The 25,488-nt window shown below is 30.3% G+C and carries 28 protein-coding genes and 2 pseudogenes; 18 read left to right on the forward strand and 12 right to left on the reverse strand.

The window, feature by feature from the left end:
• Positions 1-34 precede the first annotated feature (34 nt).
• Together dnaN and dnaA are read right to left on the reverse strand one after the other, a co-directional pair.
• The gene (dnaN, locus tag DZ67_RS0103900) at positions 35-1,087 is read right to left on the reverse strand and encodes a DNA polymerase III subunit beta (protein ID WP_024787357.1); all 1,053 of its coding nucleotides are present in this window, start codon (positions 1,085-1,087) and stop codon (positions 35-37) included.
• Positions 1,088-1,207: 120 nt separating this feature from the next.
• Complete coding sequence (dnaA, locus tag DZ67_RS0103905) at positions 1,208-2,518, reverse strand: chromosomal replication initiator protein DnaA (RefSeq protein WP_024787358.1); 1,311 nt, start codon at positions 2,516-2,518, stop codon at positions 1,208-1,210.
• 169 nt (positions 2,519-2,687) lie between these two features.
• On the opposite strand from dnaA, the gene ruvC reads away from it, so the two are divergent.
• Genes ruvC through DZ67_RS0103920 form a run of 3 tightly spaced genes read left to right on the forward strand, consistent with a single transcriptional unit; the run spans position 2,688 to position 4,227 of the window.
• Complete coding sequence (ruvC, locus tag DZ67_RS0103910) at positions 2,688-3,152, forward strand: crossover junction endodeoxyribonuclease RuvC (protein ID WP_024787359.1); 465 nt, start codon at positions 2,688-2,690, stop codon at positions 3,150-3,152.
• Positions 3,146-3,727 (forward strand): trimeric intracellular cation channel family protein, encoded by a 582-nt coding sequence (locus tag DZ67_RS0103915; RefSeq protein WP_024787360.1) that lies wholly within the window; start codon positions 3,146-3,148, stop codon positions 3,725-3,727. The genes ruvC and DZ67_RS0103915 overlap by 7 nt, the downstream gene beginning before the upstream one ends.
• Positions 3,728-3,753: 26 nt before the next feature.
• On the forward strand, positions 3,754-4,227 hold the full coding sequence (locus DZ67_RS0103920) for a host attachment protein (RefSeq protein WP_024787361.1): 474 nt from the start codon (positions 3,754-3,756) through the stop codon (positions 4,225-4,227).
• Here DZ67_RS0103920 and nusB read toward each other — a convergent pair.
• The 3 genes and pseudogenes from nusB to kdsA form a co-directional block, all read right to left on the reverse strand.
• On the reverse strand, positions 4,205-4,627 hold the full coding sequence (gene nusB / locus DZ67_RS0103925; protein WP_024787362.1) for a transcription antitermination factor NusB: 423 nt from the start codon (positions 4,625-4,627) through the stop codon (positions 4,205-4,207). The genes DZ67_RS0103920 and nusB overlap by 23 nt on opposite strands.
• Complete coding sequence (gene ribH, locus DZ67_RS0103930) at positions 4,628-5,098, reverse strand: 6,7-dimethyl-8-ribityllumazine synthase (protein ID WP_024787363.1); 471 nt, start codon at positions 5,096-5,098, stop codon at positions 4,628-4,630.
• A 33-nt stretch (positions 5,099-5,131) separates the two neighbouring features.
• Positions 5,132-5,929, reverse strand: a pseudogene (gene kdsA / locus DZ67_RS0103935) (3-deoxy-8-phosphooctulonate synthase); the annotation flags it as partial.
• Between the two features lie 38 nt (positions 5,930-5,967).
• On the opposite strand from kdsA, the gene DZ67_RS10220 reads away from it, so the two are divergent.
• The 5 genes from DZ67_RS10220 to DZ67_RS0103960 are packed head-to-tail and all read left to right on the forward strand — an operon-like array spanning position 5,968 to position 10,792.
• On the forward strand, positions 5,968-8,037 hold the full coding sequence (locus tag DZ67_RS10220) for an EAL domain-containing protein (RefSeq protein WP_024787365.1): 2,070 nt from the start codon (positions 5,968-5,970) through the stop codon (positions 8,035-8,037).
• Positions 8,037-8,795: a diaminopimelate epimerase gene (gene dapF / locus DZ67_RS0103945; RefSeq protein WP_024791773.1), complete on the forward strand. Its 759-nt coding sequence runs from the start codon at positions 8,037-8,039 to the stop codon at positions 8,793-8,795. The genes DZ67_RS10220 and dapF overlap by 1 nt, the downstream gene beginning before the upstream one ends.
• Positions 8,776-9,507 carry a TIGR01458 family HAD-type hydrolase gene (locus DZ67_RS0103950; RefSeq protein WP_024787367.1) on the forward strand — a complete coding sequence of 244 codons (732 nt, stop codon included), beginning with the start codon at positions 8,776-8,778 and terminating at the stop codon, positions 9,505-9,507. Before dapF ends, DZ67_RS0103950 begins: the two co-directional genes overlap by 20 nt.
• A gap of 48 nt (positions 9,508-9,555) precedes the next feature.
• Positions 9,556-9,975: a MarR family winged helix-turn-helix transcriptional regulator gene (locus DZ67_RS0103955; RefSeq protein ID WP_024787368.1), complete on the forward strand. Its 420-nt coding sequence runs from the start codon at positions 9,556-9,558 to the stop codon at positions 9,973-9,975.
• A gap of 1 nt (position 9,976) precedes the next feature.
• Positions 9,977-10,792: a hypothetical protein gene (locus DZ67_RS0103960; RefSeq protein WP_024787369.1), complete on the forward strand. Its 816-nt coding sequence runs from the start codon at positions 9,977-9,979 to the stop codon at positions 10,790-10,792.
• On the opposite strand, the gene DZ67_RS0103965 is transcribed toward DZ67_RS0103960, so the two are convergent.
• Genes DZ67_RS0103965 through hisF form a run of 5 tightly spaced genes read right to left on the reverse strand, consistent with a single transcriptional unit; the run spans position 10,785 to position 14,007 of the window.
• Positions 10,785-11,129, reverse strand: coding sequence for a DUF3343 domain-containing protein (locus DZ67_RS0103965; protein ID WP_024787370.1), 345 nt, complete (start codon positions 11,127-11,129; stop codon positions 10,785-10,787). The genes DZ67_RS0103960 and DZ67_RS0103965 overlap by 8 nt on opposite strands.
• The gene (rlmN, locus tag DZ67_RS09795; protein ID WP_035907080.1) at positions 11,122-12,165 is read right to left on the reverse strand and encodes a 23S rRNA (adenine(2503)-C(2))-methyltransferase RlmN; all 1,044 of its coding nucleotides are present in this window, start codon (positions 12,163-12,165) and stop codon (positions 11,122-11,124) included. The genes DZ67_RS0103965 and rlmN overlap by 8 nt, the downstream gene beginning before the upstream one ends.
• On the reverse strand, positions 12,158-12,697 hold the full coding sequence (locus DZ67_RS0103975; protein ID WP_024791774.1) for a phosphorylase family protein: 540 nt from the start codon (positions 12,695-12,697) through the stop codon (positions 12,158-12,160). Before DZ67_RS0103975 ends, rlmN begins: the two co-directional genes overlap by 8 nt.
• A 60-nt stretch (positions 12,698-12,757) precedes the next feature.
• A complete protein-coding gene (locus DZ67_RS0103980) occupies positions 12,758-13,231 on the reverse strand; it encodes a hypothetical protein (RefSeq protein WP_024791775.1) in 474 nt (157 codons plus the stop codon).
• A gap of 14 nt (positions 13,232-13,245) precedes the next feature.
• Positions 13,246-14,007, reverse strand: a complete 762-nt coding sequence (gene hisF, locus DZ67_RS0103985; RefSeq protein WP_024791776.1) for an imidazole glycerol phosphate synthase subunit HisF — start codon at positions 14,005-14,007, stop codon at positions 13,246-13,248.
• Between the two features lie 110 nt (positions 14,008-14,117).
• Between hisF and rsmA the strand changes: the two genes are divergently transcribed.
• Both rsmA and DZ67_RS0103995 read left to right on the forward strand, forming a co-directional pair.
• Complete coding sequence (rsmA, locus tag DZ67_RS0103990; RefSeq protein WP_236617344.1) at positions 14,118-14,837, forward strand: 16S rRNA (adenine(1518)-N(6)/adenine(1519)-N(6))-dimethyltransferase RsmA; 720 nt, start codon at positions 14,118-14,120, stop codon at positions 14,835-14,837.
• A complete protein-coding gene (locus DZ67_RS0103995; protein ID WP_024787376.1) occupies positions 14,806-16,662 on the forward strand; it encodes a ribonuclease J in 1,857 nt (618 codons plus the stop codon). The genes rsmA and DZ67_RS0103995 overlap by 32 nt, the downstream gene beginning before the upstream one ends.
• On the opposite strand, the gene DZ67_RS0104000 is transcribed toward DZ67_RS0103995, so the two are convergent.
• On the reverse strand, positions 16,650-18,872 hold the full coding sequence (locus DZ67_RS0104000) for a diguanylate cyclase (protein ID WP_024787377.1): 2,223 nt from the start codon (positions 18,870-18,872) through the stop codon (positions 16,650-16,652). The genes DZ67_RS0103995 and DZ67_RS0104000 overlap by 13 nt on opposite strands.
• A 56-nt stretch (positions 18,873-18,928) precedes the next feature.
• Here DZ67_RS0104000 and DZ67_RS0104005 point away from each other — a divergent pair, with 56 nt between their 5' ends.
• The 7 genes and pseudogenes from DZ67_RS0104005 to DZ67_RS0104040 all read left to right on the forward strand — a co-directional run bounded on the left by DZ67_RS0104005 (position 18,929) and on the right by DZ67_RS0104040 (position 24,682).
• A complete protein-coding gene (locus tag DZ67_RS0104005; RefSeq protein ID WP_024787378.1) occupies positions 18,929-19,168 on the forward strand; it encodes an HP0495 family protein in 240 nt (79 codons plus the stop codon).
• 9 nt (positions 19,169-19,177) lie between these two features.
• Positions 19,178-19,390, forward strand: coding sequence for a hypothetical protein (locus DZ67_RS0104010; RefSeq protein WP_024787379.1), 213 nt, complete (start codon positions 19,178-19,180; stop codon positions 19,388-19,390).
• Positions 19,377-19,781, forward strand: a complete 405-nt coding sequence (locus tag DZ67_RS0104015) for a type II toxin-antitoxin system VapC family toxin (protein WP_024787380.1) — start codon at positions 19,377-19,379, stop codon at positions 19,779-19,781. The genes DZ67_RS0104010 and DZ67_RS0104015 overlap by 14 nt, the downstream gene beginning before the upstream one ends.
• 9 nt (positions 19,782-19,790) lie before the next feature.
• A complete protein-coding gene (gene pyrC, locus DZ67_RS0104020) occupies positions 19,791-20,759 on the forward strand; it encodes a dihydroorotase (protein ID WP_162147222.1) in 969 nt (322 codons plus the stop codon).
• A 118-nt stretch (positions 20,760-20,877) separates the two neighbouring features.
• Positions 20,878-23,175: pseudogene (locus DZ67_RS0104025) on the forward strand (ribonucleoside triphosphate reductase).
• The gene (locus tag DZ67_RS0104035) at positions 23,175-23,852 is read left to right on the forward strand and encodes an anaerobic ribonucleoside-triphosphate reductase activating protein (RefSeq protein WP_024787384.1); all 678 of its coding nucleotides are present in this window, start codon (positions 23,175-23,177) and stop codon (positions 23,850-23,852) included. Before DZ67_RS0104025 ends, DZ67_RS0104035 begins: the two are co-directional and overlap by 1 nt.
• Before the next feature lie 32 nt (positions 23,853-23,884).
• Positions 23,885-24,682, forward strand: a complete 798-nt coding sequence (locus DZ67_RS0104040) for a sulfite exporter TauE/SafE family protein (RefSeq protein ID WP_024787385.1) — start codon at positions 23,885-23,887, stop codon at positions 24,680-24,682.
• Positions 24,683-24,700: 18 nt separating this feature from the next.
• Here DZ67_RS0104040 and DZ67_RS0104045 read toward each other — a convergent pair whose 3' ends face one another.
• Positions 24,701-25,063 carry a DsrE/DsrF/TusD sulfur relay family protein gene (locus DZ67_RS0104045; RefSeq protein WP_035907086.1) on the reverse strand — a complete coding sequence of 121 codons (363 nt, stop codon included), beginning with the start codon at positions 25,061-25,063 and terminating at the stop codon, positions 24,701-24,703.
• 93 nt (positions 25,064-25,156) lie between these two features.
• Between DZ67_RS0104045 and DZ67_RS0104050 the strand changes: the two genes are divergently transcribed.
• Positions 25,157-25,486 (forward strand): ArsR/SmtB family transcription factor, encoded by a 330-nt coding sequence (locus DZ67_RS0104050; protein WP_024789577.1) that lies wholly within the window; start codon positions 25,157-25,159, stop codon positions 25,484-25,486.
• Positions 25,487-25,488 lie beyond the last annotated feature (2 nt).

The raw sequence follows: 25,488 nt of genomic DNA on the forward strand, positions 1-25,488 counted from the left end.
ACCTTTAAAATATATTTATTTTATTAAAATTATATCATATATTAAGAGGCATTACTATTGTCAGGAAATTCTCACTGTTTAAGATAAACGGAATATTTGGTTCGTTTAACCCCAAAATAAATTCTTCCGTATCTATTACCGTTAAAAAATCTATTATATATCTGCTGTTGACGGCAAATGTGAATTCTTCTATATCACAGCTGTAATCAAAACTTGTTTTAGCCTGCATACTTTCTTCTGATATACTTTCAAATTCAATTTTGTCTTTTCTTATTGTAATTTTTACCTCTGTGGATACTATACTTATCTGTTTTAAATGGGAAAGAAATTCATTTTTATCAATTTTTAATTTATATATCAGATTTTTTGGTATAATTTTTTCATAAGTAGGAAATTTTCCATTTATCAGTTTGGTGAAAAAGAATATGTTTTTGTTTTTTAAAATTAAATAAGTCTCGTCATAAAAAATCTGCATATCATCTCTTATAATTCTTTTAATTTCTGCAATTGAACGTTTAGGTACTATTATTTTATTTTCTTTTGCTTTTGCATTTGAATAATAAACAGCAAGTCTTCTTGTATCGGTTGAAACAAAATTTGATTTTTCTTTTAAATCAAATAAAGCACCGTTTAATTCATATTTCGGATTATTTGTATCGATTACCGGATAAATTTTTTTTATTGCATCCTGAAATTCATCTATATTTATATCTATTGCTTCCAAATTATCTGTTGTCGGAAATTCAGGAAATTGATTAGGATCGAATGAAATTAACTTATATACGGAGGTGTCTTGGATTACTGTTATTTTGTCATTTTCGGAAATTATTTCAATTTCTTTGTTTTTAAGGGCTTTTACGATATCATTTATTTTTTTAGCATTTAATGTTGTTTTGCCTTTTTTTAATATTTCACATTCTGTTGATAGTTTTATTCCTATTTCTTTATCTGTAGCTTTTATCGTCAGTTCTTCGTCTGCTTCTAATAAAATATGTGATGTTATCTGGGTGTTGTCTTTTTTTTCAGTAAAACCCATTATATTTGATAATATGCTTTCCATTAACGGTTTTTCAATTTTGATATGCATTGTTTCTCCTTTTTAAATTTCTTTAATAGTAATAGTAAGCAGCGTTAATATGTGAAAAACTTTATTTTTTACCATTATATCTAATTTTTCTTGGTGAATGTGAAATTTTTTTTGTTCACATTATTCACTTTTTTTAAGTTGTATTTTACTTTTGAGCTCTTCTATTTTCATTCTGAAATCCCCGTCTTCTTTTAATTTTTTGTTAAAACTTTTTATAGCATGGCTTACCGCACTGTGATCTTTGAGACCAAAATATTTAGCAATTTTAGGAGTTGATTCCTGGGTAAATTCTCTTGCAAGGTAAATGGCGCATCTTCTTGCCTGAACAATATTTCTGTTTCTGCTTTTTGAACTTATTTCGCTTGGTTTTATATTGAATTCTTTTGCAATTAATTCTATTATATCTTCGAGTGTAATATTTTCTTTTTTATCTTTTATATGTTCTTTTAACGCCTGTTTTGCAAAATCGAGAGTAATTTCGTTTACTCCGAGAATTTTGGACATTGCATTTATTTTTGTAATCATCCCTTCAATTTCTCTGATATTTGAATCGAGTTTTGTAGCAATATATTCTATTATTTCATCAGGAAGGTAAATTCCGTTTAATTCGCATTTTTTTCTTATTATTTCTATTTTTGTTTCAAGTTCAGGAGGTTGGATATCCACTATCAGTCCGGCTTCAAATCTGCTTCTGAGTCTGTCTACTAGGTCATAAAGCTTTTTGGGAGGTCTGTCCGCTGTTAGGCAGATTTGTTTTTTTTGATTATACAGTTCATTGAATGTATGGAAAAATTCTTCCTGGGTTTGTTCTTTCCCCGCAAAAAACTGAACATCGTCGATAAGCAGCACATCACAGTTTCTGTATTTTTCATGAAATCTCTCAGGTGTCTTCATTCTTATGTTTTCTATAAATTCATTCATAAACTGTTCGCTGGTTACATACAATACATTGAGTCTGTTTTTAAGGTAATTTCCAATTGCCTGGAGCAGGTGTGTTTTTCCGAGTCCGACGCCTCCGTATATAAACAGCGGGTTGTAATTTTTTCCGGGGTTTTCAGCTACACTTTTTGCAGCTGTGTATGCAAACTGGTTTGAGGGTCCAACTATAAAACTCTCAAACGTATATTCGGGAATCAGGACACTGATTTGGGTAAGGGAAGGGGCGGCTTCAATATTTGTAATTTTAGGTTTTATTTTTCCGGTTATAATTTCAATATTGGGTTTTATTCCCGTTTCTTTTTCATAAAGCGAAATTATTTTATTTAAAAATTTTCTTTTTATATAACTTGCTATGAAAATATTTGCGGCTTTGATTATCAGATGCGATGAAGATGAATTTTCTTCATCGAGTGTTAAATTTTTTAAAAATTTATTATAATTCACAGGATTTTCACTTTTTAAGTGTTTTTTTATTTTTTCAAATAAGTTCAATTTAAACCTTTGTATAAATTTTGTGAAAATTTTTTTATTCACATGTTGAAAAATTTGTGAAAATTTATGTGAATTTAATTTTATCATAACCTAAAATAAATGTCTATATAAGTTATTCACATTGTGAAAAAGATGTGAATAAAAACTGAATTAATTGTGAAAGGAAATAATGAAAATATTGGGAATCGATCCCGGAACCATCAGATGCGGATATGCAATTATTGAAACAAAGCCAAAAATTCATCTGATAGATGCGGGAATTATAAAAATAAAAGAAAAAGAGTTACAGTATCAATTGTCCGAACTTATAGAAGGGATTGATGATATATATCAAAATGATATAGATGATGTCGCAATAGAAAATATTTTTTATGCGTTTAACCCGAAAACCGTTCTTAAACTGGCCCAGTTTAGAGGGGCTTTGAGTCTTAGGATTTTGCAAATCCATGGTAATTTTTTTGAATATACCCCACTCCAGGTTAAAAGGGCTGTAACAGGAAACGGAAAAGCCGCAAAAGAGCAGGTTGCATTTATGGTTAAAAAAATTCTGGGTATAAAAAGTGAAATCAAACCTTTTGATATTACTGATGCAATTGCTGTGGCAATTACCCACGCTCAGAGGATAAAATGTTAGAAATAGCGGATATTATAGGTATAATAGCTTTTTCAGTCAGCGGATTTATAATAGGCGTTAAAAACAGGCTTGATATGCTTGGAATAATTTTAAGCGCTTTTTTTACAGCGCTCGGGGGAGGGATTATCAGGGATTTATTGACTCACAGAAATATTTTTGCTTTTAATAATTCTTTTGCAGGGAGCATGGTTTTAATAGTTGTAATTATAGGAATTTATTTAAAATTTCATCAAAAAAATATTGAAAATAAAACCATTTTTATTTTAAGCGATGCGATAGGGCTTTCCTCTTTTTCTATTTCCGGGGCTTTAGCGGCAATAAATGCGGGGTTTAATATTTTCGGTGTTGTTTTTTTGGCTTTAATAACAGCTGTGGGCGGCGGGATGATAAGAGATATTATGATAAATGAGGTTCCCTTTATATTAAAAGAAAAATTTTACGGAAGCGTCAGCATTATTATCGGTTTTATAATTTATTTTTTTAATTATAATTTTTTGATACCGTTTATTTTTATTTTTGGAATAATTTTAAGAATTTTTGCATATGTTTATGATTGGCATTTGCCAAAAATTTAAGTATAATTTAAAAAAAAAGGAGTAATATGAAAGTAGGAGATTTAGTTATAGTTGCAGGACTTGGAGAAATTAAAGCATATATTGCCTCTCCAAGAACACCGGAAGCCGAAGCCGGTTTAAAACCTGAAGAAATCAAACTTGATTTTGTAAGAGGTATAGATGTGGTCGAATCACATAAAAAACTTCAGGATTTAATTACAGACACAACCGGAACAACATATAAGACCGGATTTTTAGACAGAGCCACAAGCGGGGAAAAACACACCCTAAAACAGGAAATTATCAATGAAGCCGTAAAAGATGTGGCAGAAGATATTGATTTAATAATAAATGAACTTGGAGAAAAAAAAGTATTTTTATCACTTCCTAAAATTTATGCTAAAGATATTTTGGAAAAACTTAAAAATAAAGATAAAATTTTCAGAGTAGTTGAAAAAGATCTCTTAAAAACAGATAAAAATAAATTACCTGAAGAATTTAAGCCAGAGATTTTAAAATAATCTCTTTCTCTTTTGCCACTTTATCCAAGATGCCGTTAATGAAACCTTTTGATTTGTCTTCTGAGAAGTTTTTGGCTATTTTAATCGCTTCGTTTATAACTATCTGATAAGGTGTGTCGGTAAAAAGTATTTCATAAACGCCAAGTCTTAAAATCTGTTTGTCAACTTTATCAAGTCTCTCAAAATCCCAGTCTATTAAATGATTTTTTATTATTTCATCTATTTTGTCTAAATTTTCGGTTATTCCTTTTAATAATTTTTTGGCAAATCCTGCTTTTACATCTTTTACTTTTTTATCCTTTAATATTTCTTCAAATTGGTTAAAAGCATCGTCATTTCCCATTTCTTTTGCATATAATGTTTGAATGACGGCTTCTCTTGCATGTGTGATTGTGGCCATTTATTCTCCTAAATTTTTATATAAATTTATCATTTCAATAAGTCCTGTCATTGCTTCAAAACCTTTGTTTCCGGCTTTTGTCCCTGCCCTTTCTATGGCCTGTTCTATTGTATCTGTGGTTAAGAGGCCAAATGTCACAGGTGTGTTTGAATGTAAGGTGGTATTTGCTATTCCTTTTGTGGCTTCCGCCGCCACATAATCAAAATGAGGGGTTGCCCCCCTGATCACCGCCCCCACACAGACAATTCCGTCAAATTTATTTAATTTTAGCGCTCTTTTTAGGGTAAACGGAATTTCAAATGCGCCTGGAACCAAGATAAGGCTCAAATTTTCTTCCTTTCCCCCGTTTCTTAAAAATGCATCTTTTGCCCCTTCTACTAATCTGTCCGTAATTAAATGATTGAATCTGCTTGCTATTATTGCAATTTTTTCGCTACCTTTTAATTGTAAATTTCCTTCAATTACTTTCATGCTGTTCCTTTCTCTTAATTTTCCATTATTAATTTATTTGCATTTCTTTATACAATCAATGTCTTTTAAAATATTTTCTAATATTTCAGGTGTTATCATATTAGGTCCGTCGCTTAAAGCCTCATCCGGATTGTAATGTGTTTCAAAGAAAAATCCGTCAACCCCAACCGCTGCGGCAGCTTTACTTAAATATGGAACAAATTCCCTTTTACCGCTGCTTTTTCCCCCGGCGCCGCCCGGCATCTGAACGCTGTGTGTTGCATCAAAAACAACAGGTGCGTAATTTCTCATAATAACCAGACTTCTCATATCAACAACTAAATTTCCATATCCGAATGTGGTGCCTCTTTCAGTTAACCATACACCGTATTTTTTTGAATTTTCGTATGTGGCTTCTTTTATCCCCCTTGTTTCAAGCACTTTTAAAACAGAATATTTCATATCGGCCGGATTCATAAACTGGCCTTTTTTAATATTAACTATTTTATCTGTTTTTGCGGCTTCAATTAACAAATCCGTCTGTCTGCAAAGAAATGCCGGAATTTGAAGAACATCCACAACCTCAGCCGCTTTTTGAACCTGCCATGTTTCATGAACATCAGTTAAAAGTTTGTATCCGAATTTTTCTTTTACTGCATTTAATATCTCAAGCCCCTTGTCAATTCCGGGGCCTCTATAGGAATTTAATGAAGTTCTGTTGGCTTTATCAAAGCTTGCTTTAAAATAAAAATCGTATTTTTCTTTGTATGGTTTTAGATATTTTGCAATTTTAAAAATCTGTTCTTTGCTTTCTATTACGCAGGGTCCTGAAATTAATATCATAAACTGCCTTTTTTTGGTATGATTATAACATAATAAAAAGGAGCTGAATGACCAAAAAAGTTAAAAAAATATCTTTGCAGATTTTTTTATTGCCTATTTTAATGACACTATTTGCGGTTTTTGTTTCTTATGTTTCTGTTTTTATCATGCTTGATGGTTATTTTAAAAAACAGCAGATTCAAACTCAAAAAGAATTTTTCAAAGACCTTAAAACAACTACCAAAATTAGGGTTGATATAGCTTATAATATTTTAGTAACAATATATAATGAAGAAATTCAAAAATGTAATGAACAGCATATTCCAAAAAATATTTGTAAACAGAAAATTTTAAAAAAAATAGTAAAAATTTTTGATAATTTCAGATGGCCCAACAAAGGTTATATTTTTATTTTGGATTTTTACGGAAACACATTATATCATCCCGACCATGGTTTAATGAAAATAAACAGATGGAATTTAACAAGAAACGGAATAAAAGTGTTTCAGCTTTTGGTAAATGAAGCCAAAAAACATCCAGAGGGTACTTATGTAAGATATTTGGGATACAATTTTAACAAGAAGCCTGTATGGAAAGTTTCTTATGTTAAAGTTTTTAAACCGTTTGACGCATTGGTGGGAAGCGGGGTATATATTAATTTTTTGAATGAAAGATTGGTGGCACTTCAAAAAAAACAGCAGCAGTTATTTAAAGAAATGAGTAAAAAATTAAAAATTTTCAGTTTTTTAATTTTATTTGTTTCTTTGATTATTTCATATATTCTGGCAAAAATAGTTCAAAAAATGTTTTTGGATTATGAAAAAGAAATTGAAAAAGAACAGCTAAAAATAAGAGAAAAAAGCATTACAGACAATTTAACGGGGCTTTTTAACAGAAATTATTTAAAATATGTATTTGGAATCTTACAGGCAAAAATTAAAAGGGAAAATAAAAAACTGGCTGTTTTGTTTATAGATTTGGATTACTTTAAAGAAGTTAATGACACTTTGGGACATAAATACGGAGATATCTTATTAAAGGTAATCTCAAAAAGATTAAAAAATGTTTTAAGAAAAGACGATATTTTAATCAGATTCGGCGGGGATGAGTTTCTTGTTTTTATTCCTTATAATAAAATTGATGAGGTTTTAATTGTTATTGATAGGCTTAAAAAGGCTATAAAAGAAAAAATTTTAATAAACACTAAAGAAATTAATATAGATTCGAGCATAGGTGTTTCTGTTTATCCGGTTGACAGCGAAGATTTGAATGATTTGATTAAATATGCCGATATGGCAATGTATGAAGCAAAAAGAAAAGGTAAAGGAAATTTTGAATTTTATAAAAAAGAGTTGGGTGAAAAAATTAAAGAAAAAACCGAATTAAAAAGGGATTTAATAAAAGCAATAGAAAATGAAGAGTTTGATATTTATTTTCAGCCGAAAGTTTCAAAAGATGAACACTTGTACGGAAGTGAAGTGCTAATAAGATGGAATCATCCTAAAAAAGGTCTGTTAACTCCCGATAAATTTTTGCAAATCGCATATGAAAAAAAATTAATCAAAAATATTGATTTAATTGTGCTGAAAAAAGCTGTTAATCAATATATAAAATGGCAGGAAGAGGGATATAATCCCGGGAAAATCAGCTGCAATATTACTATGATAGATTTGCAGGACAATAATTTTATAAATCAAATAGAAGCTGTTTTAAACGATAATGATTTTGATTCTAAAAATTTGATTTTAGAAGTTACAGAAGAGAGTATAATGAAAAATCCACAAAAAAGTGTTGGTTGTTTAAACAGGCTGAGAAATTTGGGAATAGGAATTTCCATTGACGATTTTGGGACAGGTTATTCATCTTTATCATACCTTAAAAAATTTCCGTTAACAGAGTTGAAGATAGACAAAACTTTTGTAAAAGATATAGGTATAGACAGGGATGACGAAGAAATAGTGAGAATTATTATTTTACTTGGAAGAGTCCTTAATTTATCAATTGTCGCAGAAGGGGTTGAAACAAACAGACAAAAGGAATTTTTATTATTGGAAGGTGTTGACATTATTCAGGGATATTTGTATTCTCCGCCTATTTCGGCAAGCGAATTTGAAGAAAAATTTCTAAAAGGATTTTAATGGTTGTAAATAAATATAATGCAAGTGGAAACGATTTTGTAATTTTTCACACATTTAAAAAAATAAACAGAAGTAATTTGGCAAAAGCTTTATGTGACAGATTTAAAGGGATGGGAGCGGACGGTCTTATTGTAATTTTACCTCATGACAAATATGATTTTGAATGGCAGTTTTATAATTCAGACGGAAGTGAGGCTGAAATGTGTGGGAACGGGAGCAGGGCGGCCGCTCATTATGCGTATTATAATAATCTCGCAGACAATAAAATGCGGTTTTTAACCCTTGCAGGAGTTATAGAGGCGCAGGTAGAAGGAAATATTGTAAAAACACAGTTAAGTCCTTATAAATTTATTGAAAGATATGAAGATTTTGGAAAAAAATTTACAATATATGATACAGGGGTTCCTCATATTGTGATTTTGGAAAACATAAATAATTTTGATAAAAACTTAGCCAGAAAACTTAGGGAAAAATATAATGCAAATGTAAACTGGGCCGAGGTTAGGGATAATAAACTTTTTGTAAGAACTTATGAAAGAGGTGTTGAAGATGAAACGCTTGCATGTGGTACGGGTATGTGTGCAAGCTTTTTGGTTGCAAGAGATAATAATTTAATAAAGGATAGTATAAAGGTTTATCCAAAAAGCAGGGAAGAGCTTGAAATTATTATAAATAATGACAGACTTTATTTAAAAGGAAAAGTAAGGCATACATATACATCAATATTGGAGGGAAAAAATGAAAGGGATTTTATGTGATATAGGAGGGGTTTTATACGAAGGAAATAAAGTAATTGACGGGGCAATAGAGACAATAGATTATTTGAAAAGCAGGTATAAAATCAGATTTTTGTCCAATTCTTCAAGAAACACACCTGAAAAAATTTATGAAAAACTTAAAAATTTTGGATTCAATATTGAAAAAAAAGAAATTTTTACAGCCCTTTACGCAGTTAAGAAATATTTAATTAACCATGGCAAAAAAGCCTTTATAATAGCAACGGACGAGGCGGAAGAATATTTAAAAGAGTTAAAAGGTGAGGGCAGTGTGGTAATAGCGGACGCATATAAAAATTTTTCTTATGACAATTTGAATATTGCTTTTAGAAAAATAATGGACGGTGCCGAATTTCTGGCAACGAATAAAAACAGATATTTTAAAGACAACGGCGGGTTGTCACTTGATGCAGGGGCATTTGTAAATGCATTGGAATATTCAAGTGAAAAAAAAGCTAAAATTTTGGGAAAACCGAGCTGTGAATTTTTTAATGAAGCAATAGATGATATGGAATTAAATAAAAACGAGGTAATAATGATAGGAGATGATATCGAAAGCGATATAACAGGTGCTAAAAAATGCGGGATTAAAACAGTTTTGGTAAAAACAGGCAAATTTAAAAAAAACGATTTGAAAAAAGCAAAACCGGACTTTTTAATTGAATCAATAAAAGAAATAGTAAGTGTTTTATAAATTTTTTTGTTTTTGATACAATTCTAAGTAAATTGACGAAGGAAAATTATGCATTTTAATATAGAAAATTCTATAGCTCTTAAATTATCCAATACACTCAATTCTTTAAGAAAAGCTTTTAACAAAGAAATTAAAGATTTTGGTATATCAAGTGAGCAATATGCATTTCTTAAATTGATAAGCATTAAAAATTTAACGCCTTCTGAAATTGCGGATATTTTAAATAAAGATAAAGCAGCCATAACAAGATTTATTATTGCGTTGGAAAAAAAAGATTTAATAAAAAAGGAAAATATAGATAAACGTTCTTATAAATTAATATTAAAAGAAAAAGGCAGAAAAATTTTAAATAAAGTTGATAAAAAAGCTTTGGAATTTAGAAAAAAAATAGAACAGAATATACCGGAAGAAAAAATCGAGTGTTTGTTTGAAACATTGGAAAAAATAGAAAAAATAATGAAGGAATGAAATGAAAAAATATTTATTAATCGCATTGTTGATTATGGGTCTAAATGCCAAAACAGTTGATAAAGTTATTGCCAATGTGGAGGGTGAGCCCATTACTTCATATGAGTTAAACAGTTTTGCCAAAAACAGTAATCTCTCTAAAGAAAAGGCTTTGTCTGTTTTGATTGATCAAAAATTAATCGAAAGTGAAATAAAAAAAAGAGGAATAAATGTAGACGATTTTGAAATAGAAAATGAAATGGAGAAAATTGCAAAACAAAACGGTATGGATTTGTTTCAGTTTAAAAATATATTAACCCAAAAAGGTGAACTAAATAAATTAAGAAAACAGATAAAAAACAATCTTTTGAAAAGAAAATTGTTTGAGCAGATTATTCAGACCAAACTTAGAATCGCACCAAGCGAAATAACGGATTATTATAAAAATCATAAAAAAGATTTTACTATTTTTGATTCCATTCAGGTTATAAAATATTCCGCCAATAATCCTGAACTTTTAAAAAAGATAAAAGAAAATCCGTTAATAAACAATCCCTTGATAAGTACCATAAATTTGGTTTTAAATTCTGATAATATGCCTTTATCGCTTATTTTTATTTTAAAAGATATAAAAGAAGGCGGATATTCCCCGATTTTTAACGACGGGGCAAATTACTCAATGTTTTATGTTGTGAAAAAAGAAGGTGAAAAAACAATGCCTTTGGAAAAAGTAAAAAATTTAATTTATTCAAAATTGGCCCAGCAAAAACAGGAAGTTATCTTAAAAACATATTTTGACAGGCTTAAAAACAGGGCGGATATAGAAATATTTAACTAACCCTGCAGCTTTTAGCTTCTATATTTCCTTCTATTTTTACAGGCTTTTTATTCTCATATTTATAAATTTCATAATTTATATCTCTGTTTTTTAAAATATTTTTTATTTTTTCTTTTTCTTTTGTTAGAATTGCCACCCCGCAATCTTTAAAAATATCATTTGGGACAGGAATTGATTTTATATTTTCTTTTTGTAAAATTTTTTCAGCTTTTAACCCTGATTCAATTGAATCAAAATGAAAATAATAATACTCATTAAGATTATCATGTGTTAATTTATAATAAAATTCTTTTAAATGAAGTCTTATTCCATCTGCTAAATATTTAAGCTCAGCCATTTTTTTCCTTTAATTTTTTTTCTCTCAGTTGACCGCAGGCAGCTGAAATATCCATTCCCTTACTTTTTCTTATTGTGCACATAATCCCTTTATTTATCAGATAATCTTGGAACTTTTTCATACTTTCTTCGTCAGGCCTTTTAAAATCTGTTCCGGGATAGGGGTTAAAATAAATCAAATTAACCTTACTTGGAATTCCGTTTAATAATTTTACCAATTTTTTAGCGGCATTGATGTCATCATTTACATTTTTTATAACTAAATATTCAAACATTACTTTTTTTCTTTTGTCTATTGGAAATTCTTTAATGGCGTCTATTACGCTTTTGATGTTATATGCTTTATTCATTGGAATTAGTTTTTCTCTTGTTTCATCATCTACTGCATGAAGTGAAATTGCCAAATTAACCCCTAAATTTTCTTCACCTAATTTTTTTATTTTAGGTGCAATACCGGAAGTTGAAACAGTTTGTCTTCTTGTTGAAATATTCATACCGTCTGGATGTGAAATAATTTTAATTGCTTTTATTAAATTATTATAATTATCAAGAGGTTCGCCCATACCCATATAAACAACATTTAGTGCTTTGTTTTCATCAAAATTTTTAAATTTTTTCATCCACCAGACTTGTCCGACAATTTCCCCTGCACTTAAATTTCTGACAAATCCCCCTTTTGCAGTCAAACAAAAAGCACAGCCTACTTTGCATCCCACCTGAGTTGAAACACATACTGTATATTTGTTCTCTTTCATTTTAATTAGAACTGTTTCCACCGTTCTTCCGTCAATTAACTTAAATAAAAATTTTTCTGTCTCATCACTTGAAATTTCATGGTTTATAAGTTCAAACGGATTTATCATAAATTCTTTTGAAAGTTTTTCTCTTAAAAGTTTTGGAATATTTTGCATTTTTTCAAATTCATCTGTATATTTTCTGTATATCCACTGGTATAATTGTTTTATTCTGAATTTTGGCTTAATTCCCATTTCTAGCAATTCTTCAGGTAAATAATCCATAAACTGTTTTTTAAGCATTAATATCCTTTATTATTTTTTCATCAGTTAGATATTCAATTAATTTTTCTTTTGCTTTTTTTACATTTTGGCTGTATTCTTTATGTGCATTTTTAAAACAGTAATTTGTAATTACAAAAATGCCGATTGCGGGAATATTAAATTCTTTTGCCACTTTGAGTACAGAAAAAAATTCCATATTTTCAGCATCAATATTCATTGAAAGATATTTTTTTGAAATTTTTTTACTTGTTGTTATATAATTTGATGAATTTATAATTGTTTCACGTGAAACAGAAAGAGAAATTACATTTTCAATAGGTGTGTAACATTTTTGATTTAAAAAACAGTGTTCTATATTTGAAGCGGTTTTTGTTTTTATTATTTCAAAAGGTTTTATCTTTCCATAACTTCCGGCACTGCCTATGAATATTAGAATATCAGGTTTGTCAAAAAGACACAATCTTGTCAAATTTACAGCGCTTTCTATCAGTCCTATACCAATAGGATAAGCAAAATTAAAAACTTCCTGATTTCCGGCTGAAATAATCACTGATCTTTTATTTTTCATTTTTTATTTTCCAATTATTATAGATAGTTTCACGTGAAACATTTATTTACAATCCAATGTAATTTTATATCTTAATTTTATTTCTGTCGGTTTTAAAACAATTTTTTCCTCGTCCGGATTTAAAAGAATAATAGTTTCTATTTTACATGATTTATAAATGTTTGACAGTTTTTTAATAATTTGATACTGAAATTGGTCCATATCAACAACAGCAATTTTAATGTATTTAAATTTTGCGTCTTTCGGGGCGTAAAATTTATTATTCAGGTAATTTTCAACTTCTCTGGTATCTTTTATAATATAACCGTTTTTTGTTCTGTAAAATGTAAAAGGAAATATTAAATTTTCTTTTGTCTGAATTAAAACGGCATCTTCATTTGGAATAATAAATTTTTTTTCTATTTTTATAAATTTAACGTTAAACGCATTTAAAATTAAAGGTAACAATAAAATTATTTTCCATTTTCCATCATGGCCGCTTTTTAAGCGGCCAGATGAGCAAAGCTCATTTTTCATTTTTCATTCTCCATTTAAAGTCTAACACTAATACTATTTTCTTTTAAATATTTTTTTAGTTCTATTATATCAATTTCTCTAAAATGAAAAATACTTGCCGCTAACGCAGCGTCTGCCGAGTGTTCAAAAACTTCTTTGAAATGCTCCATTTTTCCTGCACCTCCGCTGGCAATAACAGGTACGTTGAGCATTTTTGAAATAATTTCCGTTATTTGAATATCAAATCCTGCTTTTGTCCCGTCTGTATCCATTGATGTTAAAAGTATTTCCCCCGCACCTCTGTCTACTACCTCCTTTGCCCAGTTAATAGCATCAAGTCCTGTGTCTTCGCGGCCTCCTTTTATAAAAACATTCCATTTTTGAGGCGCTACTTTTTTTACATCAATTGCAACTACTATACACTGGCTTCCGAATCTTTTTGCCCCTTCATTTATAAAATCCGGATTTTTTACAGCGGCTGAATTTACTGAAACCTTATCGCATCCCACGTTTAATAAATTATAAATATCATCAAGTTCGCTTATACCCCCTCCCACGGTTAAAGGAATAAAAACTTCTTTTGCCACGTTTTTGATAATATCAATTATAGGTTTTCTTTTTTCATGGCTTGCGTTAATATCAAGAAAAGTCAGTTCATCCGCTCCTTCATCATTATATCTTATTGCAGCTTCAACAGGGTCACCGGCATCGCGCAAGCCTACAAAATTTACCCCTTTTACAACCCTTCCTTCTTTAACATCAAGACAGGGAATTATTCTTTTTGCAAAATATTCCATAAAAAACCTTTTTTGTTATAATTTTAACATACTTTACATTATAAAAAGGATATGTTATAATCAGAGCAAAGAAAAAATTTGGTCAAAATTTTTTAAAAGATAAATATTATTTGGAAAAAATCGTCGAAGCGATGCCCAATACTCAAAATTTAATTATAGAGATTGGGCCTGGCTTAGGCGATTTAACGGAAAAGTTGCTGGAAAAAAGAAGAGTGACAGCAATAGAAATTGATAAAGATTTGTGTGAAATTTTAAAAGATAAATTTCCGAACTTAAATCTAATTTGTGGTGATGTTCTTGAATTTTGGAAAAAGGGTTTTTTAGCTGAAGAAAATTATGATTTGATTGCAAATTTACCATATTATATAGCAACAAATATAATTTTAAAAGCCCTTAAAGATAAAAACGCAAAAAATATTTTGGTTTTAATTCAAAAGGAAGTGGCAGATAAATTCAGTGCGAAAACAGGCAATAGAAATTATTCTTCTTTGGCTGTTTTGGCAAGCAGTGTTGCAAAAGTAAAAAAATTGTTTGATATACCTCCCGGGGCGTTTGTTCCTGCTCCGAAGGTGACAAGCAGTGTAATTTTATTTGAAAAATTTAAAAAAAACTATGATGAAGAGTTTGCTAAATTTTTAAAAATTGCATTTAGTAATCCCAGAAAAACACTCAGTAAGAATTTATCTGCAACAGGGCTGAATTTGAAAGATTTTGAACTTGATCCGAAATTAAGACCTCACCAGGTAGACGGCTTAACTTTTTTCCGGCTCTTTTCCGCGCTAAAGGAAAGGAGTAAGAATGGAAGAAAACAAAAACCAAAATCTCAGTAAACAGAATAATAAAAACAGCAATCAAAAACAAAATTTAAAATCTGCACAAAAAAAAGCAGATCCAAAAAATTTTGTATGGTTTAAAGATTTGAACAAAGCTTTTAATGAAAATGAAAAAATTCACCAATCAAGGCTTAATACATTTAATAAAATAAATGAAAATACAAAAAGATGGATTAAGTTTACCCCGCTTGGCGGACTTGATGAAATAGGGGGAAACTGTGCAGTACTTGAAACAGAACACAGTGCAATTATAATTGACTGCGGGATGAGTTTTCCGAGCGAGGATATGCACGGAGTTGATATTTTAATTCCAGATTTTACATATTTAAGGGAAATTAGGCATAAAATAAAAGGGCTTATAATAACACACGGTCACGAAGACCATATAGGGGCCGTGCCATATCTTTTTAAAGAAATGCAGTTTCCAATTTATGGAACAAGTTTGCCTCTTGCCATGATAGAAAACAAATTTAAAGAACATAAAATTCTGCAATACAAAAGTTATTTCAGAAGCGTAAAAAAAAGGCATCCTATTCAAATAGGGGATTTTAAAGTAGAGTGGATTCATATGACACATTCTATTATTGATTCATCTTCGCTTGCCATACAGACCCCGGCGGGGACAGTAATACATACCGGGGATTTTAAAATCGACCATACACCGATTGACGGATACGCCCCTGATTTAAACAGGATTGCATATTACGGTGAAAAAGGGGTGCTTGCACTTTTCAGCGATTCCACAAATTCATATAAACCGGGTGTTACCCCGAGTGAAAGCATAGTTGGAAACACATTTGACGATCTGTTTTTGAAAAGCAAGGGCAGGGTTATAATGTCCACATTTTCTTCCAATATACACAGGGTTTACCAGGCAATTGAAAGAGGTATAAAACACGGAAGAAAAGTTTGTATTATCGGAAGAAGTATGGAACAGAACTTAAACGTGGCAATGGATTTGGGTTATATCAAACTTCCAAGGGATATATTTATAGACCCTTATGAAATAGGGAAATATCAGGACAATGAAATTTTAATTGTCACTACCGGAAGCCAGGGGGAAAGCATGAGCGCATTATACAGAATGGCTATAGACGAGCACAGACACGTTAAAATAAAAGAAGGTGATCAGATAGTGCTCAGTGCAAGGGCCATACCCGGAAATGAGCCGAGTGTTTCCCAACTGATAAACTTTTTAATGAAAAAAGGCGCAAAAGTCGCTTATCAACAATTCAGTGAAATTCATGTAAGCGGACATGCAAGCCAGGAAGAACAGAAACTGATGATAAGGCTAGTTAAGCCTAAATATTTTTTCCCTGTTCACGGAGAATACAACCACAGGATGAAACACAGGGAAACTGCTCTTACAACAGGATTGGATGAAAATAATATCTTTATAATGGAAGACGGCGAACAATGGGAAATAACTCCAAAAAGGGTCAGAAAGGTAAAATCTGTAAAAACAGGAAAAATATATATTGACAACCAGATAAACGAACAGATTGAAACAGATATTGTTTTGGACAGGCAAAAACTGGCAAATGAGGGGATTATTATGGTTGTTGCCCAAATAGATAGGCAAAATAAAAAACTTATAGGAAGGCCGAGAGTTACAACATACGGAATTATCGCGGACAGACAGGATAAAGCATTTGCCAAAGAAATGGAAGATATTTTGGTAAATTATATTGATCATGCGAAAGATTATGTATATGAAAAAAACAGAATTTTTGAAAATGAACTCAGAAATGTGATAAGAAAACATGTTTTCAGAAAAACCAAAAAATACCCTACAATAGTGCCTGTTGTCTATTTTATGTAAACAACCCTGTTTCTTCCTTTTTCTTTTGCCTTATAAAGAGCTTTGTCGGCTCTGTTTACTATTGAAATATTATCGTCATTTTCTTTTAATTCAGATATACCGAAAGATATGGTAACATTTAAACCGTCAAAATTATGCTCTTGTATAATTTTTCTTAATTTTTCAGAAATTTTAACCGCTTCTTTTGCTTTGGTGGAAGGTAATATGATTAAAAACTCTTCACCTCCCCACCTTCCAAATATATCTGTTTTTCTAATATTTTCTTTTATAAGTTTTGAAATTTCTTTTAAAACGAAATCCCCTTTTTCATGTCCGTATGTGTCATTGATTTTTTTGAAATAGTCTATATCAAAATAAATGATAGATAACGGTGTTTTATATCTTTTTGCTCTTTCAATTTCCTCAATTAATCTTTTGTTCATTTCCAGTCTGTTATAAATTTCTGTAATAAGTTTGTCATGAGTTGCAATTATTTCCAATTTGTTTTTTATTTTTTTTATTTTAAAAAACAAAATTACCAATAAAACCAGTATTAACGATAAGCTTGCTATTATAACAGCACCTATTAAATATCTTTTTTTTACTTTTTCGTATGGTATTCCTTCATAAATGTTTACCGAAACATATTTATTTAATATATTTACTTTTTCTTTTGCTGGAATATCGTTTATAACTTTATTTAAAATATTTTTTAATGTGTTGTAATCATTTCTTATCATAAATTTCAGAGGGAAAGAAAAAGGTGTTATTCCTTTTATAGAAATATTTAAATATTTATGTTTGGATATATAATATGCCAGTGTGGGGAAAATATCAATAACTCCGAAAATTTCCCCTTTTTCCAAAAGTTTTAAACCTTCTTCGGAATCTTTTACAGGAACAATTTTGATTTTTGGATAATATTTTTTAATTAATTCATATGCCGTATAATTTTTTCCTACGGCAATTTTTTTGTTATATAAATCTTCCATATTTAAAATAACATTTACATTGTTTTTTGTAGCTATCACAATGGGATAACTTACATATGCCTTTGTAAAAATAGCGTATTTTTTTCTTTCCGGGGTATCGGTTGTATTTGGAATAACATCTGCTTCTTTGTTTTTTACTTTATTTAATTCAGTCGTAAAATCAGGTGCAATTTCACAAAATTTTTTTAGATAGATTTTATTACTGATATTTTTCCAAAAATCTATAGATATTCCCGTTAATTCATTATTTTGTAAAAAATTAAAAGGCGGCCAGGTTGAAGTGGATATACAATGAATGAGGTTGTTTTCTATAAAGGTTTTTTCTGTTTTCTCTGTGATATAAGGGGAATATACAAAATCAAAAAAATCAAAATCGTTTTTTATATTAAAAATTAACTGGTATAATAGTTTAAGCTGATTTATTTTGTCTCTGTTAAAAAGATAATTTTCCGATAAAAACGGGATAGTTTTATATGCTTCATTTTTTAATTTTTTATAAGTGAAATGCTGTGTATTGTATTTTCTGAGAATTGTTTTTACAGTTTCATCTATATGGGTTTTTGTATACTCCCACCCTTTTTTGGTGGCTTTTACAAAATTTTTAACTGTTTTGGGATTATTTTTTAAATAACTTTCGGATGTAAACAATACATCACCATAAGCATCGATGCCTTCATTTAAAGGCGAAAAGAGTTTGTATGGAATTTTGTTTTTTTCAAGCCAATATAATTGGTCGGTTATGTAAATAATATAAACACCCTTTTTTTTTAAATCTGTTTCGCTAAAAATCTTATTGGTAATTTTAATTTTTTTAAAGTCTATACCGGCTTTTTTTAACATTCCGATGATAGCGATGTTATAAAATGCCATTTTAGGGGTATGTATTATTTTTCTTTTTAAATCTTTAAGTGTTTTTACTTTAGGGTCGGTTGAAACAATTGCAATAGGGGTATTCTCAAAAACAGGCATAAGGGCAACTACATGTTTTCCTTTTAGTTTATAATAAATTAAAGAGGAATTTGCAATTCCAAACTGAGCTTTGTTATTTAAAACATCGCTTATAGGATTATTATCACTAAGTTCTTTAAAAGTTACATTTAAATCATATTTTTTGTAAAATCCTTTTTCTTTGGCCATATAAAAACCGGCAAACTGAAAAGCGTTTTTCCATTTTAAATCCAGTGTAATATTTTCGGCGCTAAGAATTGAAAGTAATATAAACAAGATTATTACAGGCATCTCTCCCCTTTATGATATAATTATATAATAAATTAATATAAAATTAAAGGAGTAATATGGAAAAAAAGATAGAATATCCGAGAATATGGGGATATACTATTATTGGAGAAGATAAAGAAAAAATGAAAAAAGCCGTAAAAGAGTGTATAAACAACCAGGAATGTGAAATTAAAGATTCAAAATCGCACGGAAAATACCACTCACAAAAATTTGAGGTTTATGTTACATGTGAGGAAGAAAGAAATGAATTTTTTAAGCGTCTCAATAAACATAAAGATATAAAATTTGTTTTGTAAAGGTATATAATGATTAGAGAAATTGTAAAGCCAGATAAAGAAAAATTAATTATTCATATACCAAAAGAATATATTGGAAAAGAAATTGAAATTTTAATTTTTCCAAAGAATGAAAATAAAAATGATTTAGAAGAATTTAAACAAATTACTAAAAAAAGAGTTAAACCCAAAGTTTCATATTATAAAGGTATGGAAAATGAGGTAAATAATGATTTATTTTGATACTAATGTTTTAATTTATAATACGCTAAATCAAGATGAAGAAAAATATTTATTGGCTGAAAAATTGATAAAAGATGCCTTAGAACACGATGAGTTTGTAATTTCTTCTCTTGTAATAAGTGAATATATTTTTACTTTATCAAAACTAAAAATTATTAATGAATGTAGGGAACATATTGATTTTTATTCTAAATTTTGTCAATTTACTTTTAATAAACATGATGTTTTAAATGCTTATCAAAAATGTATAAAATTAAATAAATGTAGAAATATTAATGATTTTATTCATTTAGAAACGGCAAATAAGTTTTGTAAAAAGATTATTACATTTGATTTTGATTTTAAAAATTTAGAAAAATTTTATAATATAGAAATTGAAATTGTAAAATAAAGGATAATAATGATTTTAAATACTCCGATTGATATGCATTTGCATTTAAGAGAGGGCAAAATATTAAAAGATGTTTTACCTTACACTGAAAGTCAGTTTGCAGCGGCAGTTGTTATGCCGAATTTAGTACCGCCCGTTGATAATAAGGAAAGACTTCTTTCATATAAAGAGAAAATTTTAAGCAGTTCCAAAGATTTTACTCCTTTAATGAATGTTTTTATGAGAGAATATTCAGAAAAAGAATTAAAAGAATTAAAAGAGTTTATTTTTGCTGTAAAACTTTATCCCGCCGGAATTACAACTAACAGTGAAGGCGGTGTCAGGGGAATTGAAACGGTTTATCCGGTACTTGAAATGATGCAGGAACTTGGAATTCCTCTCAGTATTCATGGTGAAACCCACGGATTTGTAATGGAGAGGGAAAGAGAATTTATTCCAGTTTATGAAAAACTGGCCCGTGATTTTCCAAAATTAAAAATTATAATGGAGCATGTCGGAACTGCAGAAATATTAGATTTACTTGATAAATATGAGAATTTATATGCGACTATTACGCTCCATCATCTTCTTTTAACGCTTGATGAGGTTGCAGGTGGAATGCTAAATCCCCATTATTTTTGCAAACCTGTTGTCAAAACTCCAAAAGACAGGAATGCAATCCAAAAATTTGTAAAATCCGGGCATAAAAAAGTAATGTTTGGAAGCGATTCGGCTCCTCATCCGATAAAAAACAAATTAAAAGGTGCAGCGGGAATTTTCAGCGCCCCTCTAATACTTCCGGCACTTGCCGAATTTTTTGAAGAAGATATAGAAACATTTCAAAAATTTGTAAGCAACAATGCAAGAGAAAATTTCAATATTGATGTACCGGAGAAAAAAGTAAAATTAATAAAAGAGGAATGGACAGCTCCATATATTGTGGGTGAAATTAAACCGATGTTTGCCGGAAAAATTTTTAAATATAAAGTGGTTTCTTAAGCCCCAATATAGGGGATGAATGATTGTTTAGGACAAAAAGAGTCCGGTAATCCCGGGCTTTTTTAAGCTTTTATTAAGTTTATGGATGTATAATTTTAAAAACTTCAAGGGCTGAAAAATGAAAAGAGTAATAAAAAGAGACGGAAGTTATCAAAACTATTTCCCCTATAAAATAGAAGAAGCGATAATTAAGGCTTTTGATGCCACAAATGTCAAATATGACCCTCATGTGTTTAATGAAGTAATTGAACAGATTAAAGAAATAGAGACTCCTGAAGTTGAATATATTCAGGATTTAATAGAAAAATCTCTTTATAAACACGGATATTTTGATGTAATGAAAAATTTTATGCTTTATCGGCATTTGCATAAACTTCAAAGAGAAAATTTATTAAATAAAGATGCTACATATATAAACTGCAATACAACAATCGAAGAGTATATTAATAAACAGGACTGGAGAATAAACGCCAATTCCAATACGGGTTATTCACATGCAGGACTTATTAATAATACCGCAGGAAAAGTTATTGCTAATTTCTGGCTTGATAAGGTATATTCTCCCGAAGAGGGAAGGGCCCACAGAGACGGGGATTATCATATACATGATTTGGACTGTCTGAGCGGATACTGTGCGGGTTGGAGTTTAAGGAATCTTTTAAATGAAGGGTTTAACGGAGTAAGGGGAAGGGTGGAAAGCAAGGCGCCCTCTCATTTCAGAAGTGCTCTTGGACAGATGGCGAATTTTCTTGGAATACTTCAGAGTGAATGGGCCGGAGCTCAGGCATTCAGCAGTTTTGATACATATCTGGCCCCTTATGTGTTTAAAGATAAACTGAAATTTAATGAAATTAAAGAGGCGGTTGAGAGTTTTGTATATAATCTTAATGTTCCTGCAAGGTGGGGACAGAGTCCTTTTACAAACATTACCATAGATTTTACGGTTCCGGATGATTTGAAAGACCAGATACCGACAAGAAACAATAAACATTTGCTTGAAGGTATGGAAGATGAAGAATTATTGAAAAAATTACAAAAAAGGAACCCCAATATCAAAAAACTGACAGATGCCACATATAAAGATTTCGAGCCCGAAATGCAGGAAATTATAAAAGCTTATTATGAGGTAATGACAGAAGGTGATGCAATAGGCCAGCCTTTTACTTTTCCTATCCCTACGGTAAACATTACCGAAGATTTTGACTGGGATTCACCTGCTGCTAAGGCTCTTTGGGAAAACACCGCAAAAATAGGAAGTAGTTATTTTCAAAATTTTATAGGTAGTCAGTATATTACAGATGAAAACGGAAACAGGGTGAGAAATCCAAATGCTTATGAGCCCGGAGCGGTCAGAAGTATGTGCTGCAGGCTTCAGCTCGATTTGAGAGAACTTAAAAGAAGAGGCGGCGGGCTTTTCGGAAGTGCCGAAATGACAGGAAGTATAGGTGTTGTAACTATCAATATGGCAAGACTTGGGTATCTGTTTAAAGGCGATAAGGAAGCGTTACTTGAAAGATTGGAATATTTAATGGATTTGGCTAAATCAACCTTGGAAAAGAAAAGAAAATTTGTAGAGGAAATGTATGACAGGGGGCTTTATCCTTATACAAAAAGATATTTGCCGGGATTTAACAACCATTTTTCCACAATCGGCGTAAACGGTATAAATGAAATGATAAGAAATTTTACAAGTGATAGGGAAAATATAGCAACTGTTTGGGGAGTGGAATTTGCAAAAGAAGTGCTTGAATTTATGAGAAATAAGCTTATAAAATATCAGGAAATTACAGGAAATTTATATAACCTTGAAGCGACTCCGGCAGAGGGGACAACATACAGGTTTGCAAAAGAAGATAAAAAAAGATTTCCAAATATTATTCAGGCGGGGTATGAAGATGCGCCTTATTATACGAATTCATCCCAGCTTCCTGCAAATTATACAGACGATCCTTTTGAAGCCCTAAGTCTGCAGGATGATTTGCAAACTTTGTATACGGGGGGAACGGTATTGCATTTATATATGAGTGAAAAATTAAGCTCACCCGAAGCTGCTAAAAAGCTGGTTAGAAAGGCAATTTCTAATTTTAGAATGCCTTATATTTCAATAACGCCTGTGTTTAGTGTATGTCCAAAACACGGATATATAGCGGGTGAACATGAATACTGTCCTTATTGTGATGAAGAGCTTTTAAGGGAAATTGAAGAAGGAAAATATAAAATCGATGACTAATCTAAAAAAGGAGAGAATATGAAAGTAAAAGAATTATCTAAAGAAGAAATTTTGGAAAAATTAAAAGAAAAAAGACAAAAATGTATGGTTTATACAAGGGTTATGGGATATCACAGACCTGTTGAGAGTTTCAATATAGGTAAAAAGGCGGAGCACAGAGAAAGAAAATATTTTAAAGAAAGTTAATGAACGGAATTTATTCCATTCAAAAATTTTCATCCCTTGATTTTCCCGGAAGGCTTTGTGCCATATTGTGGTTTAGCGGATGTAATATGAGATGCCCTTATTGTTACAATAAAGATGTTGTGTTCGGTAAAAAGAGAATTGAAGAAGATGAAATAATCGGATTTTTAAAAACAAGAACAGGGTTGCTTGACGGAGTGACATTTACCGGGGGATGCCCCACGCTTTATCCAAATTTAATAAATTTTGCTAAAAAAATAAAAGATATGGGCTTTGAAATCAAACTCGATACAAACGGTATTAATACAGAAATAATTAAAGAAATGGTTGAAAATAATTTAGTGGATTACATAGCACTTGATTTTAAAGCCCCTCCTGAAAAATTTGAACAGATTACCAAAAACAGATATTATGATAAATTTGAAAAAACACTTGAAATGTTAATAAAAAGCAATATTGACTTTGAAGTAAGAACTACCGTGCATACTGATTTACTGAATGAAAAAGATATAAACAAAATTATTGATGTTTTGTATGATTTGGGATATAAAAAAACGTATTATCTTCAGAATTTTTTTGAAAGTGAAAAAGAAACTCTTGGAAATATCGGACCTCAAAAAAGAAAACTTGACCGTTCGCAAATAATTTCCTCCATTCCTGTAGAATTTAGAAATTTTTAGTATAATAACCTAATTTGTAAATAAGGCTTTTTATGATTTTATATTATATAATATTAGGTATTATCACAGGTATACTTGCGGGCATATTGGGAATCGGCGGGGGTTTGGTAATCGTACCCGGGCTTTTGCTGATTTTTAAACATTTTGGACTGTTTCATAATGAGTATATGCATTTTGTCTCAGGCACTTCTTTGGCAATTGTTTCTTTAACTGTTGTAGGAAATATTATTTCTTATCAAAAACAAAAAAGAATTGATTGGAAACTTTTTAAAACATTAATTTTATATATTGTGCCTTTTAATATTATAGGGGCTCTTATAGCAACCTATCTTCCTTCAAAACTGCTTGAAAAATTTTTCGGACTGGTTATATTAATTTTATGTATCAATATGATTATAAATACATTTAAAAAATATAAATTAAAAAAAGAATTTGAAAAAAAAGAAATTCCTTTTGTTGTAAAAATGGTTATAGGAATTGTCATGGGATTAAAATCCGGAATGTTCGGAATAGGAGGAGGAGCTTTTATAACACCTGTTTTGTTAAAATACGGAATTGACATTAAAAAAGCGACAGCCACTACATCGGCATTGATACTGCCGCTTGGAATAATCGGAATGTTAATGTATATTTTTCTGGGTTTTAATAAAGTCCATTTTCAATGGACGCTTGGATATGTATATTTTCCGGCTGTTTTATTTGTGGCCCCAATTTCTATGGCTTCCACTTATATAGGGGCATGGATGTCTCATAAAATGCCAAAACTCTGGCTTAGAATTTTATTTATTTTGTTTTTGCTTTTTGTAGGGTTACATTCCCTTTTGGGTTAAAATTGGCAGAAGAAGAGATTAAAAAGTTATTACTTTGTCGCATTCTTCCACCCATTTTGCCAAGTCTTGCATCGTAGCTTTTATGGTATCTTCAAAATATGGCTGGTTTTTATAAATTCCGCATCTTGTCTGACATGTTCCGCAAACTTTTAGTTTTATTCCGTTTTGATACATCTCTTTAAGCATTGCAACTAAATCTGTATCATAGGTTTCAGGTTTTTTGTAACATTCCCTTGCCATATCCACAGAATCATTCATTAAAAAAATTCTGACATCATTTCCGTTTTCAAACAATGTTTTGGCAAGTCTTAACCCGTTCCATGCAATATCACTCCCGTCATATGGTTCGTGGTTGAAAATAAATAAAATTTTTTGATTCATATTCACTCCTTTTTACTAATTTAGCTATTTAGCTTTTTTGCTAAATATTAAAGCGTATGGTATAATCTTTTATAAAAAAAATCAAGGATTTTTATGTTGACGCTTGAAGAAAAAGTCAAGGCTTTTAAAGCCCTGGGCCATAAGACGAGGCTTGAAATTTTTTTAAATATTTTAAGAAAACCTTATGTTTGTGGAATTAACAAAAAAGCCAGAAAAGATGATATTATTTCCCAGGCTTTGTGTGTAGGGGTTATTGCCGAACAGTTTGAATATTCACTGCCCACTATTTCAAGACATATAAAAGAATTAAAAGAAGCCAATTTAATAAAAATGGAAAAAATAGGTAACAGAATTTTTTTAGAACCAAATATGGAAGTTATAAAAGAATTGCAGGAATGCTTTAATTCTATGGTGAAGGAATAACA

Origin of the sequence: Lebetimonas sp. JS138 (assembly GCF_000523335.1) — a bacterium.
GTDB lineage: Bacteria > Campylobacterota > Campylobacteria > Campylobacterales > Nautiliaceae > Lebetimonas.

Coding starts and splice junctions, on each gene's coding strand:
- DZ67_RS0103915 (WP_024787360.1), top strand. CDS start 3,146: ATGTTAGAAATAGCGGATATTATAGGTATAATAGCTTTTTCAGTCAGC.
- ruvC (WP_024787359.1), top strand. CDS start 2,688: ATGAAAATATTGGGAATCGATCCCGGAACCATCAGATGCGGATATGCA.
- dnaN (WP_024787357.1), bottom strand. CDS start 1,087: ATGCATATCAAAATTGAAAAACCGTTAATGGAAAGCATATTATCAAAT.
- DZ67_RS0104015 (WP_024787380.1), top strand. CDS start 19,377: ATGATTTATTTTGATACTAATGTTTTAATTTATAATACGCTAAATCAA.
- DZ67_RS0103980 (WP_024791775.1), bottom strand. CDS start 13,231: ATGAAAAATGAGCTTTGCTCATCTGGCCGCTTAAAAAGCGGCCATGAT.
- hisF (WP_024791776.1), bottom strand. CDS start 14,007: ATGGAATATTTTGCAAAAAGAATAATTCCCTGTCTTGATGTTAAAGAA.
- DZ67_RS0103955 (WP_024787368.1), top strand. CDS start 9,556: ATGCATTTTAATATAGAAAATTCTATAGCTCTTAAATTATCCAATACA.
- DZ67_RS0103950 (WP_024787367.1), top strand. CDS start 8,776: ATGAAAGGGATTTTATGTGATATAGGAGGGGTTTTATACGAAGGAAAT.
- DZ67_RS0104005 (WP_024787378.1), top strand. CDS start 18,929: ATGGAAAAAAAGATAGAATATCCGAGAATATGGGGATATACTATTATT.
- pyrC (WP_162147222.1), top strand. CDS start 19,791: ATGATTTTAAATACTCCGATTGATATGCATTTGCATTTAAGAGAGGGC.
- nusB (WP_024787362.1), bottom strand. CDS start 4,627: ATGGCCACAATCACACATGCAAGAGAAGCCGTCATTCAAACATTATAT.
- DZ67_RS0104035 (WP_024787384.1), top strand. CDS start 23,175: ATGAACGGAATTTATTCCATTCAAAAATTTTCATCCCTTGATTTTCCC.
- DZ67_RS0103995 (WP_024787376.1), top strand. CDS start 14,806: ATGGAAGAAAACAAAAACCAAAATCTCAGTAAACAGAATAATAAAAAC.
- DZ67_RS0104045 (WP_035907086.1), bottom strand. CDS start 25,063: ATGAATCAAAAAATTTTATTTATTTTCAACCACGAACCATATGACGGG.
- ribH (WP_024787363.1), bottom strand. CDS start 5,098: ATGAAAGTAATTGAAGGAAATTTACAATTAAAAGGTAGCGAAAAAATT.
- DZ67_RS0103965 (WP_024787370.1), bottom strand. CDS start 11,129: ATGGCTGAGCTTAAATATTTAGCAGATGGAATAAGACTTCATTTAAAA.
- DZ67_RS0103920 (WP_024787361.1), top strand. CDS start 3,754: ATGAAAGTAGGAGATTTAGTTATAGTTGCAGGACTTGGAGAAATTAAA.
- DZ67_RS0104010 (WP_024787379.1), top strand. CDS start 19,178: ATGATTAGAGAAATTGTAAAGCCAGATAAAGAAAAATTAATTATTCAT.
- DZ67_RS0104050 (WP_024789577.1), top strand. CDS start 25,157: ATGTTGACGCTTGAAGAAAAAGTCAAGGCTTTTAAAGCCCTGGGCCAT.
- DZ67_RS10220 (WP_024787365.1), top strand. CDS start 5,968: ATGACCAAAAAAGTTAAAAAAATATCTTTGCAGATTTTTTTATTGCCT.
- DZ67_RS0104040 (WP_024787385.1), top strand. CDS start 23,885: ATGATTTTATATTATATAATATTAGGTATTATCACAGGTATACTTGCG.
- rlmN (WP_035907080.1), bottom strand. CDS start 12,165: ATGCTTAAAAAACAGTTTATGGATTATTTACCTGAAGAATTGCTAGAA.
- DZ67_RS0104000 (WP_024787377.1), bottom strand. CDS start 18,872: ATGCCTGTAATAATCTTGTTTATATTACTTTCAATTCTTAGCGCCGAA.
- DZ67_RS0103960 (WP_024787369.1), top strand. CDS start 9,977: ATGAAAAAATATTTATTAATCGCATTGTTGATTATGGGTCTAAATGCC.
- dapF (WP_024791773.1), top strand. CDS start 8,037: ATGGTTGTAAATAAATATAATGCAAGTGGAAACGATTTTGTAATTTTT.